At 70.6% G+C, this 15,213-nt stretch carries 15 protein-coding genes and 1 pseudogene; 10 read left to right on the forward strand and 6 right to left on the reverse strand.

Annotated elements, in window-relative coordinates:
- Nucleotides 1-292 (reverse strand): annotated as a pseudogene (locus ACLL9L_RS11975) (sugar ABC transporter permease); the annotation flags it as partial.
- A 27-nt stretch (nucleotides 293-319) separates the two neighbouring features.
- Nucleotides 320-1,852, reverse strand: a complete 1,533-nt coding sequence (mmsA, locus tag ACLL9L_RS11980; protein WP_411284901.1) for a multiple monosaccharide ABC transporter ATP-binding protein — start codon at nucleotides 1,850-1,852, stop codon at nucleotides 320-322.
- Between the two features lie 495 nt (nucleotides 1,853-2,347).
- Between mmsA and ACLL9L_RS11985 the strand changes: the two genes are divergently transcribed.
- Nucleotides 2,348-3,328: a LacI family DNA-binding transcriptional regulator gene (locus tag ACLL9L_RS11985; RefSeq protein WP_411284902.1), complete on the forward strand. Its 981-nt coding sequence runs from the start codon at nucleotides 2,348-2,350 to the stop codon at nucleotides 3,326-3,328.
- Between the two features lie 46 nt (nucleotides 3,329-3,374).
- Nucleotides 3,375-3,797: a DoxX family protein gene (locus ACLL9L_RS11990; RefSeq protein ID WP_411284888.1), complete on the forward strand. Its 423-nt coding sequence runs from the start codon at nucleotides 3,375-3,377 to the stop codon at nucleotides 3,795-3,797.
- A 56-nt stretch (nucleotides 3,798-3,853) separates the two neighbouring features.
- Here the strand turns inward: ACLL9L_RS11990 and ACLL9L_RS11995 are convergent, their stop codons facing one another.
- Both ACLL9L_RS11995 and ACLL9L_RS12000 read right to left on the reverse strand, forming a co-directional pair.
- Nucleotides 3,854-4,405 (reverse strand): hypothetical protein, encoded by a 552-nt coding sequence (locus ACLL9L_RS11995; protein WP_411284889.1) that lies wholly within the window; start codon nucleotides 4,403-4,405, stop codon nucleotides 3,854-3,856.
- 127 nt (nucleotides 4,406-4,532) lie between these two features.
- Nucleotides 4,533-4,811: a type IV toxin-antitoxin system AbiEi family antitoxin domain-containing protein gene (locus ACLL9L_RS12000; RefSeq protein WP_411284890.1), complete on the reverse strand. Its 279-nt coding sequence runs from the start codon at nucleotides 4,809-4,811 to the stop codon at nucleotides 4,533-4,535.
- Nucleotides 4,812-4,962: 151 nt separating this feature from the next.
- Here ACLL9L_RS12000 and ACLL9L_RS12005 point away from each other — a divergent pair, with 151 nt between their 5' ends.
- Genes ACLL9L_RS12005 through ACLL9L_RS12015 form a run of 3 tightly spaced genes read left to right on the forward strand, consistent with a single transcriptional unit; the run spans nucleotide 4,963 to nucleotide 8,258 of the window.
- Nucleotides 4,963-6,732, forward strand: coding sequence for a proline--tRNA ligase (locus ACLL9L_RS12005; protein ID WP_411284891.1), 1,770 nt, complete (start codon nucleotides 4,963-4,965; stop codon nucleotides 6,730-6,732).
- On the forward strand, nucleotides 6,729-7,454 hold the full coding sequence (locus ACLL9L_RS12010) for an HAD family hydrolase (RefSeq protein ID WP_411284892.1): 726 nt from the start codon (nucleotides 6,729-6,731) through the stop codon (nucleotides 7,452-7,454). The genes ACLL9L_RS12005 and ACLL9L_RS12010 overlap by 4 nt, the downstream gene beginning before the upstream one ends.
- A 21-nt stretch (nucleotides 7,455-7,475) precedes the next feature.
- Entirely contained in the window at nucleotides 7,476-8,258 is a 783-nt protein-coding gene (locus ACLL9L_RS12015) for a sulfite exporter TauE/SafE family protein (protein ID WP_411284893.1), read from the forward strand.
- A 43-nt stretch (nucleotides 8,259-8,301) separates the two neighbouring features.
- On the opposite strand, the gene ACLL9L_RS12020 is transcribed toward ACLL9L_RS12015, so the two are convergent.
- Complete coding sequence (locus ACLL9L_RS12020) at nucleotides 8,302-8,502, reverse strand: hypothetical protein (protein ID WP_411284894.1); 201 nt, start codon at nucleotides 8,500-8,502, stop codon at nucleotides 8,302-8,304.
- Between ACLL9L_RS12020 and ACLL9L_RS12025 the strand changes: the two genes are divergently transcribed.
- The 5 genes from ACLL9L_RS12025 (at nucleotide 8,492) to ACLL9L_RS12045 (ending at nucleotide 13,133) form a co-directional block, all read left to right on the forward strand.
- Nucleotides 8,492-8,638 carry a hypothetical protein gene (locus ACLL9L_RS12025; protein ID WP_411284895.1) on the forward strand — a complete coding sequence of 49 codons (147 nt, stop codon included), beginning with the start codon at nucleotides 8,492-8,494 and terminating at the stop codon, nucleotides 8,636-8,638. The two genes, ACLL9L_RS12020 and ACLL9L_RS12025, sit on opposite strands and share 11 nt — an antisense overlap.
- 70 nt (nucleotides 8,639-8,708) lie before the next feature.
- Entirely contained in the window at nucleotides 8,709-10,217 is a 1,509-nt protein-coding gene (locus ACLL9L_RS12030) for an FGGY-family carbohydrate kinase (RefSeq protein WP_411284896.1), read from the forward strand.
- A gap of 69 nt (nucleotides 10,218-10,286) precedes the next feature.
- Nucleotides 10,287-11,756 carry a ferric reductase-like transmembrane domain-containing protein gene (locus tag ACLL9L_RS12035; protein WP_411284897.1) on the forward strand — a complete coding sequence of 490 codons (1,470 nt, stop codon included), beginning with the start codon at nucleotides 10,287-10,289 and terminating at the stop codon, nucleotides 11,754-11,756.
- A 52-nt stretch (nucleotides 11,757-11,808) separates the two neighbouring features.
- Nucleotides 11,809-12,393, forward strand: a complete 585-nt coding sequence (locus tag ACLL9L_RS12040; RefSeq protein WP_411284898.1) for an FMN-binding protein — start codon at nucleotides 11,809-11,811, stop codon at nucleotides 12,391-12,393.
- Nucleotides 12,390-13,133, forward strand: coding sequence for an FAD:protein FMN transferase (locus tag ACLL9L_RS12045; protein ID WP_411284899.1), 744 nt, complete (start codon nucleotides 12,390-12,392; stop codon nucleotides 13,131-13,133). Before ACLL9L_RS12040 ends, ACLL9L_RS12045 begins: the two co-directional genes overlap by 4 nt.
- Nucleotides 13,134-13,146: 13 nt before the next feature.
- Here ACLL9L_RS12045 and ACLL9L_RS12050 read toward each other — a convergent pair whose 3' ends face one another.
- Complete coding sequence (locus tag ACLL9L_RS12050) at nucleotides 13,147-15,132, reverse strand: thioredoxin domain-containing protein (protein WP_411284900.1); 1,986 nt, start codon at nucleotides 15,130-15,132, stop codon at nucleotides 13,147-13,149.
- Nucleotides 15,133-15,213 lie beyond the last annotated feature (81 nt).

The following is a 15,213-nucleotide window of genomic DNA, read 5'->3' on the forward strand; positions in this document are numbered from 1 at the left end:
TGCCCATCCACCAGGACAGGCCCCAGTCGCGCATCGCGATGGCGACGGAGATGCCGACGAAGGCGGCGACCGACCCGACCGAGAGGTCGATGTGGCCGGCGATGATGACGAGCACCATGCCGATCGCGAGCACGAGGATGTAGGAGTTCTGCTGGAAGATGTTGATGACGTTGTCGGGCGTGAGCGTGAGCCCGCCGGTCCAGAGCTGGAAGAAGATGATAAGCGCCACGAGGGCGAAGATCATCCCGAGCTGGCGGGTGTCGCCGGCAAAGATCTTCTTGACTGCGTTCATGGGGATCCTGTCGTCTCGTCGCTGGTCTCAGGCGGTGGCGCGGTCGCCGGTGGCGCCCTTGGAGCGGGTCATGAGCCGCATCAGCGACTCCTGGTCGGCCTGCTCACGCGTCAGGACACCGGTGATGGCGCCCTCGTTGATGGTGTAGATGCGGTCGGAGAGGCCGATGAGCTCGGGGAGCTCCGAGGAGACGAGGATGACGCCCTTCCCCTCCGCGGCCATCCGCTGGATGATCCCGTAGATCTCGAACTTGGCGCCGACGTCGATGCCGCGGGTCGGCTCGTCGAGGATGAGCAGGTCGGGCTCGGTGAAGAGCCACTTGGCCAGGACGACCTTCTGCTGGTTGCCGCCGGAGAGCTTGTTCACGCCCTCGTCGACGTTGGGTGCCTTGGTCCGCAGCGACTTGCGGTAGCCCTCTGCGAAGGTGTACTCCTCACGCTCGTTGACGGCCAGCCCGTGGGTGATCCGCTTGAGACGGGCCGACACGGTGGTCCGCTTGATGTCGTCGAGGAGGTTCAGGCCCAGACTCTTGCGGTCCTCGGTGACGTAGGCCAGTCCGGCGTCGATGGCGTCCGAGACGTGCCGAAGCGTGAGCTCCTTGCCGTTCATGAACATCGAGCCACCGAGGTAGATGCCGTAGGAGCGGCCGAACAGGCTGCGCATCAGCTCGGTGCGGCCGGCGCCCATGAGCCCGGCGAAGCCGACGATCTCGCCGCGGCGCACGGTGAAGCTGCTGCCCTTGCACACGAGCCGGTCCGGGACGCTCGGGTGACGCACCGTCCAGTGGCGGACCTCGAACAACGTCTCGCCGATGTCCGGGGTGTGGTCGGGGAAGCGGGACTCGAGGTCGCGCCCGACCATCCCGCGGATGATCCGGTTCTCGTCGACGCCGTCCTCCTTGACCCGCAGGGTCTCGATGGACCTGCCGTCCCGGATGATGGTGATCGCGTCGGCGATCTGCTCGATCTCGTTGAGCTTGTGGCTGATCATGATGCAGGTGACGCCCTTCGAGCGCAGCCCTGCGATGAGGTCGAGCAGGTGCTGGGAGTCTCCCTCGTTCAGGGCCGCCGTGGGCTCGTCGAGGATGAGCAGCTTGACGTCCTTGGAAAGGGCCTTCGCGATCTCCACGAGCTGCTGCTTGCCGACCCCGATGTCGCGCACCTTGGTGTCGGGGTCCTCGGACAGGCCCACGCGGGCGAGGAGCTCACGCGACCGGGCGCGGGTGGTCATCCAGTTGATGACGCCACCCTTGGTGACCTCGTTGCCGAGGAAGATGTTCTCGGCGATCGACAGCTCGGGGGTGAGCGCGAGCTCCTGGTGGATGATGACGATCCCGGCGTGCTCGCTGTCGCGGATGTTGTTGAACGCGACGGCGTTGCCGTCGAAGAGGATGTCGCCCGTGTAGCTGCCGTTCGGGTGGACCCCGGACAGCACCTTCATCAGGGTGGACTTGCCGGCGCCGTTCTCCCCGCAGATGGCCTGGACCTCGCCCCGGCGGACGACCATCGAGACGTTCGCGAGCGCCTTGACGCCCGGGAACTCCTTGGTGATGTCCTTCATCTCAAGGATGACCGTCCCGGGGGAGGTCAGGACGGGATCGGTCGGGCTGACGCCCTGGGGGCCTCGGGGCCCGGCATCGATGCTCATCTGGTTGGCACCCTTTCCCACGGCCACGACGCCGTCACGAAGGAACCCTGATTCTGACGCACTGCCCTCGCTGCCGGGTGGGGGTTCGGGTGATTCGTGCCGTCACAAGCCGATAACAATGGATCGCGTGCTGGCTCCACCGTGGGGCACCTCATTCCACCTGGTCGTCATCGACGATGACATCGTTGTCAGGCAATCGAGCAAACTGAACCCCATCAAGGGCTGTCCCGTCAAGGTGCACCCTGCGGCACGTGGATCATGTCCGTCACGGGTTCCGTCGGGCCAAGTGGCAGTTCGTCGTCCGGCACTTGACGAAGAGACAGGTCCCACAGATAGTTGGGCACCATGTCAACGTTGTCACCGAGGGGGCCGGGGCGGGTGCCGTTCGAGCGTCCCTCCCGACCGACGATGGCGGACGTGGCGACCCTCGCCCACGTCTCGATCAAGACGGTGTCGAGGGTGGTCAACCGCGAGGACGGGGTGCGACCGGAGACGGCCCGACGGGTCCGCGAGGTCATCGAGCAGCTCGGCTTCCACCGAAACGAGGGCGCCAGCACGCTCCGCAAGGGCCGGTCCACGAGCATCGGCCTCATCGTCGAGGACCTGGCCAATCCCTGGTACTCCCACCTCGCCTCGTCGATCGAGCAGGAGGCACGGCTGCATCAGCACCTGCTGGTCTCCGCGTCCGCCGAGGGGTCGAGCGAGCGCGAGTCACAGCTCGTCGACGCCCTGGTTGCGCGTCGGGTCGAGGGCCTCATCGTCGTCCCGGCGACGGCGGAGCCGAGCGAGGCGATCCGCCGCGCCGCCCTGGACATCCCCGTGGTCTGCGTCGACTCCCCGTCACCGGGCCTGGCCGTGGACGCCGTCCTCGGGGACAACGACGGCGGCACGCGCAGCGCCGTCGAGCACCTCGCTGCCCGCCGCCACGAACGGATCGGCTTCCTCGGTGACGACGCGGCGATCTGGACGGCCCAGCGCCGCTGCACCGCCTTCGTCGCGGCGTGCGAGTCGCTCGGCCTACCCGGTCCCTCCCGCACGGCTCTCGGGCCCTATCGCCCCGACGAGGTGACGGCCATGCTGCGTGAGTGGGGGTGCGGGCCCGCCCCGGTCACCGCGCTGGTCACCGGCAACAACAGGGTCACGCTCGACGTGCTGCGCGCGATGCGTCAGCTCGGGTCGACCTTCGCGCTCGTCGGCTATGACGACTTCGAGCTGGCCGATTTCCTCGAGCCGCCCGTCACCGTGATCCACCAGGACCCGGCCGCCCTCGGCCAGCGCGCGGTGCAGCAGATCTTCGCCCGCCTCGACGGGGACACGAGCGCGCCCCGCACGTTCGTCGTCCCGACCCTGCTCATCGTGCGGGGCTCGTCCCTGCGACGGCCTCCCTGAGCCGCCCTGGTCCCCGGCTCGGGGGAAGCGCTGGTTTGATGGGGGCATGGGACCCCCCGATCCACACTCCGACACCCCCGCCCTGACCAGGGAGATGGCGGGGCTCGCGGCGATGTTCTTCACCTCTGGTGTGGTGCACCTCGTGCGTCCCGCGGTGATGGAGCCGATGGTCCCCAGGTCGCTGCCGGGGCCCCGGCAGCTCATCTACGTCTCCGGAGTCGCCGAGCTGGTCTGCGCGGCAGGTCTGCTCCACCCCCGGACCCGCAGGATCGCGGGATGGGGGAGCGCGGCGGTCCTCCTGGCGGTCCTGCCCGCGAACGTCCAGATGGCAGCAACCGCCGAGAAGCGGGCCCGTCGGGACTCCGCCGACGCCATGAAGCTGGCCGTGTGCGTTGCCACGATCGCCCGCCTGCCGCTGCAGGTGCCACTCATCCGCACCGCCCTGAAGGCCGCCGGCCGCCTCCGCTGAGCCCCGGGGCGCAAGCGGCCGGGTTCGTGGGGAAACCTGACGACAGCGGGGTGTGGTCAGGTTTCCCCAGGCCCTGTCTCGATGACGCACCCCCGCCGGAGACAGGCTCTGGGAGGGCCGTCCCATCCCCGCGTCACCAGCAACGCGCCGATGTCGAGCGCCAACGCGCAGGGGGTGACTGCGACATCGGGCCAGAACGCCCGCGGTGTGGCCCAGCCCTCGCTCACCGTTGCCCGGTCACGCCGCCCGTCGCTCAGCCGCGCCTGCGCGCTCGAGTGGAAGGCCATCCCGTCGAGTTCCACCAGGACCCGCTGCTCGGTATACTCGTAGTGGTGATGCCCCCCGGCTGCCACCCGTGGACTGCGGGGCCGGCCGGGAGGCAGCCCGTGGGCCCGCTCGACGTCACGGACGTAGCGCACCTCGAACGTGCTCTGCGCCCCGGCCCCGATGTCGACGAGCGCCTCGGTGAGGAGAGTGCCCCAACGGTGGCCCCTCCGACGCGCCGGGGTGGCCAACAGTGCCTCGTCCCAGGTCAGCCCTCTCCGGCAGGCCAGCGCCGCCAGCGCGATCGCCTCGTCGGCGGTGCCTCCCTCGGCGAGGTCGAGCACGGTGTGCTCGACGGTGTCCGCGGCGGATGGGCGTGCTCGTCGGTCCGTCGGGCCAGGTCGCGGCACCGCTGGACATCGACCCCGTCCACCCCTCTCACCCGGCGGGTATGGGGGAGGAGGACCTCGATCACGGGGGCGGGCGCCTTGCGCAGGCCCAGGGAGAAGCCCGCGGAGCTTTCGACAGCACTGCGCCGTCGACCGCCGCCAGCACTGCTGCCATGGAACGCATCGGCCGGTCGTTGCGGCCGGGGGCAGTGAGGTAGACCCCGGGGTGGACCGTCACCCATCGCTTCGACCTGACCTTCCAGTCGATGCGCCTCGCGGGCACGCCGTGGGCGAGGAGCTGCCGGCGGATGAGCAGCGCGAACTGGCCCAGGGCAAGCGCATTGAGGGCCTCCCGATCCATGGCTCGAGCATCCACGAGGACGGGCTGGCGGGCCGGCGCTCATCCACAGGTCCGACGCGGGCGGGGCAGCGGGCGGCGGAACTGGTGTGAACGGCATACCGGGCACGGATATCCTGCTCAGGCTCGTCCCCACCACCTCGAGGAGCCCTCCGTGGCACTGCGTATGTCGACCCTGTTCCTGCGGACCCTGCGCGAGGACCCGGCCGACGCTGAGGTGCCGAGCCACCGGCTGCTCGTGCGGGCCGGCTACATCCGCCGCGTCAGCCCCGGCATCTACACGTGGCTGCCGCTCGGCCTCAGGGTGCTGCGCCGCGTCGAGCGGATCGTCCGCGACGAGATGGACGCGATCGGCTCGCAGGAGCTGCTCTTCCCGGCCCTGCTGCCGCGCGAGCCGTTCGACGCCTCGGGTCGCTGGACGGAGTACGGCCCCAACATCTTTCGCCTCAAGGACCGCAAGGGCGCCGACTACCTCCTCGGGCCGACGCACGAGGAGATGTTCACCCTCACGGTGAAGGACCTCTACTCCTCCTACAAGGACCTGCCACTGTCGATCTACCAGATCCAGACGAAGTACCGCGACGAGGCACGTCCTCGTGCCGGGCTCCTGCGCGGGCGCGAGTTCATCATGAAGGACTCCTACTCCTTCGCCGTCGACGATGCCGGCCTCGACAAGGCCTACGACCTCCACCGTGAGGCCTACGTCAGGATCTTCGACCGGCTCGGCTTCCACTACGTCATCGTCGCCGCGATGGCCGGAGCCATGGGCGGCAGCAAGAGCGAGGAGTTCCTCGCCACCGCGGAGAACGGCGAGGACACCTACGTCACCTGCCCACACTGCGGGTATGCCGCGAACGTCGAGGCCGTCAAGGTGCCCGTCCCGCCCGTCCTGGACTGGACGGACGCCCCCGTCAGCCAGGTCGTGGACACCCCGGGCACCCCGACCATCGCGAGCCTGGTGGGCCACCTCAACGCCCACGAGCCGCGTGCGGACCGTCCGTGGGCCGCAGCGGACACGCTGAAGATCGTCCTGGTCACGGTGACCCACCCGGACGACTCGACGGAGATCCTCGCGATCGGCGTGCCCGGCGACCGCGACGTCGACGAGAAGCGGCTCGGCGCCCAGCTCGATCCGTCTGTCGCCACCACGTTCGAGGCCTTCGACAAGCACCCGGCCATCGTGAAGGGCTACCTGGGCCCGCAGGCCCTCGGCGCCGACAAGGAGGCCAGGGTCCGCTTCCTCGTGGACCCGCGCATCGTCGACGGCACCCGCTGGGTCGCCGGAGCGAACATCCCCGGCAAGCACGTCGTCGACCTCGTCGCCGGCCGCGACTTCACGCCGGACGGGGTGATCGAGGCCGCCGAGATCCGCGAGGGGGACGAGTGCCCGAGCTGCGGGCACGGCCTCGTCGCGGCGCGCGGCATCGAGATGGGACACATCTTCCAGCTCGGCAGGAAGTATGCCGAGTCGCTCGGACTCAAGGTCCTGGACGAGAACGGCAAGCTCGTCACGGTCACCATGGGGTCCTACGGGGTCGGGGTCTCCCGGGCCGTGGCCTGCGTCGCCGAGGGCAACCACGACGAGTTCGGCCTCGTCTGGCCGCGCGAGATCGCACCGGCCGACGTGCACGTGCTGGCGACCGGCAAGGACGACGAGGTCTTCCTCAAGGCGCGAGAGATCACCGAGGGCCTGGAGGCGGAGGGCCTCGAGGTGATCTACGACGACCGCAGGGGCGTCAGCCCCGGGGTGAAGTTCAAGGACTCCGAGCTGATCGGCGTCCCGACGATCGTCGTCGTCGGGCGTGGTCTGGCCGACGGCACCGTCGAGATCAAGGACCGGCGCAGCGGGGAGCGACGCATCGTCGAGGTGGCGAGCGCCGTCCGCGAGGTGCTGGCCGAGGTCCGCGGCACCCGCGCCCCGTGAGCAGGACCGTCGGGGCGGTCATCTTCGACTGGGGCGGCACGATCACGCCCTGGCACACGGTCGACCTCGTCGAGCAGTGGCACGTGTTCGCAAGCCGGTTCCACGTCGACGACCCCGCCCTCGCCGCCGATCTTGCCGCGCGGATCCACGCCGCCGAGGACGCCGGCTGGAGGCGTGGCAGGCACGAGGGCCACGCCTCCGCACGCCTCGACGAGATCCTCGCGGAGGCAGGCGTCCACGGTGGTGACCCGCGCCACGAAGCCGGGCTCACGGCATACCGCGCGTACTGGGAACCGCACACCTGGACCGACCCGCAGATCAAGCCACTGTGGGAAGGTCTGCGCGACAACGGGATCCGGGTTGGTGTCCTGTCGAACACGATCTGGGACCGCGGCTACCACCGCGAGATCTTCGCCCGCGACGGGGTCCTCGGACTCCTCGATGCCGACGTCTACTCGAGTGAGACGCCGTGGGTGAAGCCGTCGCCGCAGATCTTCCGCGCGGCGGCCGCCGCCGTCGGAGTCGAGCCCGTCGACTGCGTCTATGTCGGCGACCGGTCCTACGAGGACGTCCACGGACCGCAGTCCGTGGGAATGCGCGCGGTCTGGGTGCCGCACAGCGACATCCCCGAGGACCAGCAGGTCTCGCACGAGGCCACCCCCGACGCAGTGGCGCACGAGCTGCTCGACGTCCTGGCCATCGTCGCCGCCTGGCGCTCCTGACGTGGTGGGCCGGTGACGCCGATGGACGACCCGACCCTGCTCACCGTCGGGCTCATGGGCGCCGCGGCGTTCCTCGCCGGCTGGGTCGACGCGGTCGTGGGCGGGGGTGGGCTGATCCAGCTGCCCGCGCTGCTGCTCGGCTTCCCGAACGCGACCCCGGCGCAGATCCTCGCCACCAACAAGTTCGGCTCGATCTTCGGCACGGCGACGAGCGCCGTGACCTACTACCGGCGGGTGCGGCCCGACCTACGGACCGCGCTGCCGATGGCCGCCGTCGCCTACGTCGGCGCGGTCGCCGGGGCGCTCATCGGCCTGCGCATCCCCAGGAGCGCGTTCAACCCGATCATCCTCGTCTGTCTCGTGGGGGTCGGGGCCTACACGCTCATCAGGCCCCAGCTCGGGCAGACGACGTCCCTGCGCTACTCGGGCCACCGGCACACGCTCGTCGCCGTCATGACGGGGTTCGTCATCGGCATCTACGACGGCGCCCTCGGCCCGGGCACCGGATCGTTCCTCGTCTTCGCCCTCGTCGGGTTGATGGGCTACGCCTTCCTCGAGGCGAGCGCCAAGGCGAAGATCGCCAACGTCGCCACGAATCTGGGTGCGCTGACCGTCTTCGCCCCCGGGGGCCACGTCATGGTGACCATCGGACTCGTCATGGGGGTGATGAACCTCTGTGGCGGCTACCTCGGCGCCCGGACCGCGGTCCGGCTCGGGAGCCGTTTCGTCCGCACCGTGTTCATCGTCGTCGTGTCCGCCTTCATCATCCGGATCTCGGCCCAGCTGCTCGGTATCTGGACCTAACCTCGGCGCGGGTCCCTCCCCGGGCTGGTGTCTCTCGGACCGTCTACCGCTGGGCCTTCGTCGCGTGCTCGACGCTCGCCGCGGTCGGCGGGGTCCTCGCGGCGTCACGTCTCGCGGCAGCGAACCAGAGCAGTGGCACGGGGGATGACAACCTCAACGCGATCGCCGCTGCCGTCATCGGTGGCACGAGCCTCTTCGGGGGGCGCGGCTCGGCGTTCTCCGCGCTCCTTGGCATGGTCGTCATCCAGTCCATCTCCAGCGGCCTGACGCTGCTCAACCTCGACTCGTCATTCCGATTCATGGTCGCCGGACTGGTGCTTGTCGCAGCCGTGTCCATCGACTCCGTGGCCAGGCGTTCCCTGGCCTCCCACGGACGCTGAGGGGCGGGGCTGACCAGCCCCCTCCGTGTGCCTACGATCAGGGCAGCGATCGGCACACGGCGGAGGGTGGATGGTGAACGAGGTCCTGCTCGGAATCGACATGGGTACGGGGAGCTCGAAGGGCGTCGTGGCACGCCCGGACGGCGAGATCCTCGCCACGGCGACGCGTCAGCGGCCCCACTCGATGTCCATGCCCCGTCCGGGATGGGCCGAGGTGGACGCAGCGGCGGTCTGGTGGGAAGACGTCGTGGCTCTGTGCCGTGAGCTGCTTCCCCAGACGCAGGGAGCCACGGTCGTCGGCCTGTGCGTCAGTGGGGTCGGGCCGTGCCTGGTCCTGTGTGACGACGACGACCGGCCGGTGCGTCCGGCCATCCTCTACGGCATCGACATGCGGGCCACCGCCGAGATCGAGGAACTCACTGCGCGTTACGGAGCCGAGGAGATCCTCGCTCGTGGCGGCACGCCCCTGTCGACCCAGGCGGTCGGGCCGAAGGCCTTGTGGGTCCAGCGTCACGAACCGCAGGCATGGGGCAGCGCAACGCGCTGGTTCAACTCTAGCTCGTTCGTCGTCCGCCGCCTCACGGGTGAGTACGTCCTGGACCACCACACGGCCAGCCAGTGCGACCCGCTCTACGACATCTCCGCAAACAGGTGGTACGCACCGTGGAGCGACGACGTCATGGCCGGCATGGAGATGCCCCGGCTCGCCTGGCCCAGCGAGGTCGTCGGGGAGGTGACGGCGCGGGCGGCAGCCCTGACCGGCATCCCGACCGGCACCCCCGTCTGTGCCGGGACCGTCGACGCGTGGGCGGAGGCGTTCAGTGCGGGAGTGCGCCGCCCCGGTGACCTCATGCTCATGTACGGATCGACCATGTTCCTCGTCCAGGTCCTCCAGGGGCTATCCACCCACCCCCAGCTGTGGACGACGGCGGGGATCGAGCCCGGCAGCTACACCCTCGCCGCGGGGATGTCGACGTCGGGGAGCCTGACCTCGTGGGTGCAGGACCTGGTCGGAGGGGCTCCTTTCGAGGAGCTCGTCCGAGAGGCCGGGGAGGTACCGGTCGGCGCGGACGGCCTGCTCGTCCTTCCCTACTTCGCGGGGGAACGGACCCCGATCTTCGACCCCCGAGCCCGAGGGGTGATCGCCGGCCTCAGCCTGCGCCACCATCGGGGGCACCTCTTCCGGGCCGTCTATGAGGGCATCGCCTTCGGCATCCGGCAGATCCTCGAGCTCCTGGACGGGGACGTCGACTCCGTCGAGCGACTCGTGGCGGTGGGTGGCGGCACCCAGGGCGGGCTGTGGACCCAGATCGTTAGCGACGTCACGGGAAGGGAGCAGACCGTCCCGGCCCAGACGATCGGTGCGTGCTACGGGGATGCCCTGATGGCGGCCATCGGCGTCGGGCTGGTGCCGCCCGAGACCAACTGGGCGGTGACGGGGCACACCGTGACTCCCGACCCGACGACACGAGCGGTCTACGACGCGCTGTACCGCGACTACTGCGAGCTCTATCCCGCGACGAGGCCCGTGGTCCACCGACTTGCCCGCCTCCAGGAGGAGGGCGCGACGCGGCGGTGAGCCCTGCTCACGTCATGGCCACGGTGTGTCCACAGGATCTTCACACGTTCGCCTCCGAGACTCTCTCCCATGAGCGCAGCCCCGTCGGTGACCGCAGGGACGGAGGCAACCGTGCCCGGCCGTGATCCCCTCACCCAGCCAACCAGACCTGCCGGAGCCACGGGGCGCCGCTCGCCACGTCCAGGGCGGGTCGACCAGCCGTGGTGGAGGGATGCCGCCGGCGTCCTCGCCTGGTTGTCGATGCTCGTCGTCGTCGCACTCTGGGTCAGCAACGGCGGCGTCCAGGGGCTGGGGTCGGTGTCCGGCGCCCTGACGACGACCGGCCGGCTCACGGGCCTCATCGCCTCCGACCTGCTCCTCATCCAGGTCCTGCTGATGGCGCGGATCCCATTCGTGGAGCGCAGCTACGGCCAGGACGAGCTCGCCCGACGACACCGCCTCGTGGGCTTCACCTCCTTCAACCTCCTGTGGGCACACATCGTGCTGATCACCCTCGGGTATGCCGCGTCGACGAGCCTCGGCCTCTGGGGCACCATCGTGGACTTCGTCCTCAACTACCCGGGGATGCTCCTTGCGCTCGCCGCCACCGGGGCGCTGTGCATGGTCGTCGTCACGTCGGTGAGGAAGGCGCGCGCCCGGCTGCGCTACGAGTCGTGGCACCTGATCCACCTCTACGCCTACCTCGGCGCCGGGCTCGCTCTGCCACACCAGCTGTGGACCGGCCTCGACTTCATCGGCAACCGCGCCGCCACCGTCTACTGGTGGGGCCTGTATGCCGCGGCCGTCGCCTCCGTGCTCGCCTTCCGGGTCGTCCTGCCCCTGGTCCGCAGCGCCCGGCACAGGCTCGTCGTCTCAGAGGTGGTCGACGAGGGCCAGGGCGTGACCTCGGTCGTCGTCACCGGCCGACGACTGGACCTGCTGGGAGTGCGCGCCGGCCAGTTCCTGCAGTGGCGCTTCCTCGGCGCGCCGGGCTGGACGCGCTCGCACCCCTACTCCGTCTCGGCGGCGCCGGACGGACACAGCCTGCGGATCACCGCAGCCCACCTCGGTGACGGGTCGTCCGCACTGGCGTCCCTGCGCCCCGGCAGCCGGGTCGCGGTCGAAGGCCCCTACGGCCGGCTCCACGCCGGGGTGCGGACGCGGCGCAAGGTCCTGCTCATGGCGTCCGGCATCGGGGTCACCCCGATGCGGGCCCTGCTCGAGGAGCTCTCCCAGCAGCCGGGTGACGTCACCCTGATTCACCGCGTGCGCGATCCCGGGTCGGCGCTCTTCTCCGAGGAGCTCGCCGAGCTCGCGCAAGCGCGGGGCGCCACCGCGCTCACCGTGCCAGGATCGCGGCTGCGCACCCGCCCGAGCTGGCTGCCGGAGTCGGCTGCCCACCTCAGTGACGTCGAGGCACTGCGCCACCTCGTGCCCGATGTGGCTGAGCGGGACGTGTTTGTCTGCGGCAGCCCGCAGTGGATGGACCATGTGGTCGCCGCGGCCGAGCAGGCCGGGGTGCCCCGCGAGCACGTGCACGTCGAGCGCTTCAGCTACTGACCCCGCAAGACCTCCAGACCGCCAGACCTCCACGCCGGAAGGAGACCGGGAAGTGCGCCGCATCGTCACCTGGATCCTCAGCACCGTCACCGTCCTCGTGCTGCTCTTCAGCTATCACACCTCCACCTCGAGCGCGACGGCCCCGGCCGAGCAGGTGGCAGCCGGTGGCGCCACGAGCGGCCGCGCGCCGGTCGATGCCCCAGGACCGGCCACCTCGAACGGCTCCGGCTCACCCGCCGAGGCAGCGCCCGACGACAACGGCTCCGTGGCCGCCCCGGGCAGTGGCTCCGGCTCGGCTACGTCCGGTTCGGCTGCGTCCGGTTCGGCTGCGTCCGGTTCGACTGGGTCGGCCCAGACGGGCGGCTCGACGGTCGCCGGCAACGCGGTCGACACCCGCTTCGGGCCGGTCCAGGTGCAGATCACCGTGGCCGGCGGCAAGATCACCGCGTCCGACGTCCTCCAGGTGCCCATGCGGGACCGCCGGGACCAGATGATCAACAGCTCGGCCGTCCCGATCCTGAACCGGGAGGCGGTCTCGGCGCAGAATGCGAAGATCGACACGGTATCGGGCGCCACCTACACCTCCGATGGCTACGCACAGTCGCTCCAGTCGGCGATCGACAAGGCCCATCTGTGAGCCGACGCGCCTGGGTCGAACAGATCATGGGGATGCCGATCAGCATCCACGTTCGCAGCGACTGCGTCGACGACCCACGGACCGCCCGGGCCGTCCAGGGCGCCTTCGCCGACCTGGCCCGGATGGACGACCTCTTCTCGACCTACCGTGAGGAGTCACAGCTCTCCCGCCACCATCGCGGCGAGCTGAGCCTCGCTCGCGCCGACCCGCTGCTGGCGCATTCCCTGCGGCTGGGACGCGAGGCCGAGGCACTGACCGTCGGGGCGTTCACGACCGATCTGCCGGGTCCGGACGGCGTCCGCCGATTCGACCCCACCGGTCTCGTGAAGGGGTGGGCCGTCGACCGTGCGGCCGAGTCACTGACGGCACTCCCGGGGGCGTCGTGGTGCGTCAATGCCGGCGGTGACGTCCTCGTCGGGCGCCACCTCCATGTCCCACCCGTGGGTGAGGACGCCGCCCCGTGGCGGATCGGGGTCGAGGACCCCCGGGACCGCGAGAAGATCGCGGCGGTCGTGCCCCTCACCGTCGGCGCCGTGGCGACCTCCGGCACGGCGGCGCGCGGCGCCCACCTCTACGACCCGGTCACCGGCACGATGGTGGGGCGCAGCGGTTCGATGACCGTGGTGGGCACGACGCTCCTCTGGGCAGACATCTGGGCCACCGCCCTCTTCGTCGGAGGGCCCGACACCGCAGCAGCCTTCTCGCGTCACGCTGCCGACTGCCAGTCCTTCGCTGCCTGAGGGCGAGAGGCAGTCATTCCGGAGACGGTTGGAGAGCCCCGACGAGCGCTGCCACGGTGGTCACCGGACGGTCGCACACAAACCCCCGGCACACGTAGGCCGCCGGCTCGCCGCCCACGAGGGGTCGGTCGGCCAGCAACGGTATGCCGGGTGCATCGGGCTCGCCGGCCACGAGGACGAGCCCGGGGGAGAGGGCTTGGCGGACCACCGCTGTCAGGGCTGCCGCAGCCGGTCCGCTGCCCACCACCGCGACCTGGAGCGGGCCGGCCTCCCGGGCCTGCGCCACGGCCAGCGTCCACCCGGCGAACCGGGGGTCGCGCCCCGCGACGGATCCGCCGGCATCGACGGCCGAGGACGCTGCCGCCACGTGACGCGGCGACCCGGTGAGGGCGCCGTAGCCCAACAGGGCTCCGGCGAGGGAGGACTGACCGGACGGCTCGGCGTTGTCGGCGGCGCTGTGCGGCCGGGCAAACAGGGCCTCGGCGTCGTCGGCGGTGTCGTGGAATCCCCCCTGCCCTGACCCGAACCGCTCGAGGGCAACGTCGAGCAGCCCGCCTGCGGCCTCGAGCCAGCGCGCCTCTCCCGTGGCCTGACAGAGGGCCTGCAGCCCCTCGGCGAGGTTGCCGTGGTCATCTGCGACCCCTGCAGCAGCCCCGACGGCGCCGTCCCGTGACGATCGGCGCAGCCGCCCGTCGACGACGTGGACGTCGAGCACGAAGCTCGCACAGGCCGCGGCCGCCTCGACGTAGCGGTCCTCGCCGAGAGTCGCTCCGAGGTCGGCGAGGGCGGCGATGGCCAGTCCGTTCCAGGACGTGACGACCTTGTCGTCCCGACCCGGTTGCGGCCGGGTCGCCCGCGAGGTGAGCAGGCGTGCCCGGGCGTCAGCCCACCAGCTCGGGTCCTGTGGATCCTCCCTCAGCTGCAGGGTCGAGGACCCGTGCTCGAACGTCCCGGCCTCGGTCACCGACAGCAGCCGGGCCGCTGCGCGCCCGTGCTCGTCACCGAGGACACCGACAAGCTGCGCCGGGCTCCAGGCATAGGTCAGGCCCTCGACGCCGTCGGTGTCCGCATCTAGGGCGGAGGCGAAGCCGCCCTCGTGCGTCCCCAGCGCCCCGATGATGAAGTCCGCTGTCTCGCAGGCGATCCGGCGTGCGAGCTCCGCCCCCGTCGCCTTCCACCAGTGGAGGTAGACGCGGACGAGCTGGGCGTTGTCATAGAGCATCTTCTCGAAGTGGGGGACCACCCAGGCGGCGTCCACGGCGTACCGGGCGAAGCCGCCGCCGAGCTGGTCGTAGATCCCCCCGCGGGCCATCGCCTCGCAGGTCCGCGAGGCCATCTCGAGCGCGACCGGGTCCCCGGTGCGGCCGTGGTGGCGCAGCAGGAACTCGAGGACCATGGACGGCGGGAACTTCGGGGCGCCCCCGAATCCGCCCCCGGCGGTGTCGAATCCGCGATGCAGGGTGGCTACGGCCTGGTCGAGGGTCGCGCGTGTCACCGCGTCAGCGGCTGCCGGCGCGATCCCGGTGCGGATGGCGTCAGCGATGTGTGCCCCGCTGGCGAGGACCTGGTCCCGCTGGGTCCGCCACGCCTCGCCGACCGCGCCGAGCAGCTGGAGGAACTGGCCCTTGGGGAAGTAGGTGCCGCAGTAGAACGGGTCGCCGTCCGCGGTCATCAGCACCGTCATCGGCCACCCGCCGTGACCGGTCGTCGCCGTTGTCGCTGCCATGTAGACCGCGTCGATGTCGGGCCGCTCCTCGCGGTCGACCTTGATCGCGACGAAGCCGGCGTTGAGCACGCCGGCGACCTCGGCGTCCTCGAAGCACTCGTGGGCCATGACATGGCACCAGTGGCAGGCGGCGTATCCCACCGAGAGGAGGACCGGCACGTCCCGCTCGCGGGCCTGCGCGAAGGCCGCCGGTTCCCACTCCCACCACTCGACCGGGTTGTCGCGGTGCTGAAGGAGATATGGACTCGTCGCTCTCACAAGGCGGTTCGGCATGTCCTCACCCTAGGTGTCGGCCACCGTGGTGCCCAGGCGCCGCGGTGAGCTCAGACCGGGACGTCGTTGGGGGGAGGCAGC

It is taken from the genome of Lapillicoccus sp. (assembly GCF_046595215.1).
Classification (GTDB): Bacteria; Actinomycetota; Actinomycetes; order Actinomycetales; family Dermatophilaceae; genus Lapillicoccus.

Bases quoted from the DNA above. Each gene is read 5' to 3' on its own strand.
- mmsA (WP_411284901.1), bottom strand. From the start codon at position 1,852: ATGAAGGACATCACCAAGGAGTTCCCGGGCGTCAAGGCGCTCGCGAAC.
- ACLL9L_RS11985 (WP_411284902.1), top strand. From the start codon at position 2,348: ATGGCGGACGTGGCGACCCTCGCCCACGTCTCGATCAAGACGGTGTCG.
- ACLL9L_RS11990 (WP_411284888.1), top strand. From the start codon at position 3,375: ATGGGACCCCCCGATCCACACTCCGACACCCCCGCCCTGACCAGGGAG.
- ACLL9L_RS12000 (WP_411284890.1), bottom strand. From the start codon at position 4,811: ATGGATCGGGAGGCCCTCAATGCGCTTGCCCTGGGCCAGTTCGCGCTG.
- ACLL9L_RS12015 (WP_411284893.1), top strand. From the start codon at position 7,476: ATGGACGACCCGACCCTGCTCACCGTCGGGCTCATGGGCGCCGCGGCG.
- ACLL9L_RS12025 (WP_411284895.1), top strand. From the start codon at position 8,492: ATGGTCGTCATCCAGTCCATCTCCAGCGGCCTGACGCTGCTCAACCTC.
- ACLL9L_RS12020 (WP_411284894.1), bottom strand. From the start codon at position 8,502: ATGACGACCATGCCAAGGAGCGCGGAGAACGCCGAGCCGCGCCCCCCG.
- ACLL9L_RS12030 (WP_411284896.1), top strand. From the start codon at position 8,709: ATGGTGAACGAGGTCCTGCTCGGAATCGACATGGGTACGGGGAGCTCG.
- ACLL9L_RS12035 (WP_411284897.1), top strand. From the start codon at position 10,287: ATGAGCGCAGCCCCGTCGGTGACCGCAGGGACGGAGGCAACCGTGCCC.
- ACLL9L_RS12050 (WP_411284900.1), bottom strand. From the start codon at position 15,132: ATGCCGAACCGCCTTGTGAGAGCGACGAGTCCATATCTCCTTCAGCAC.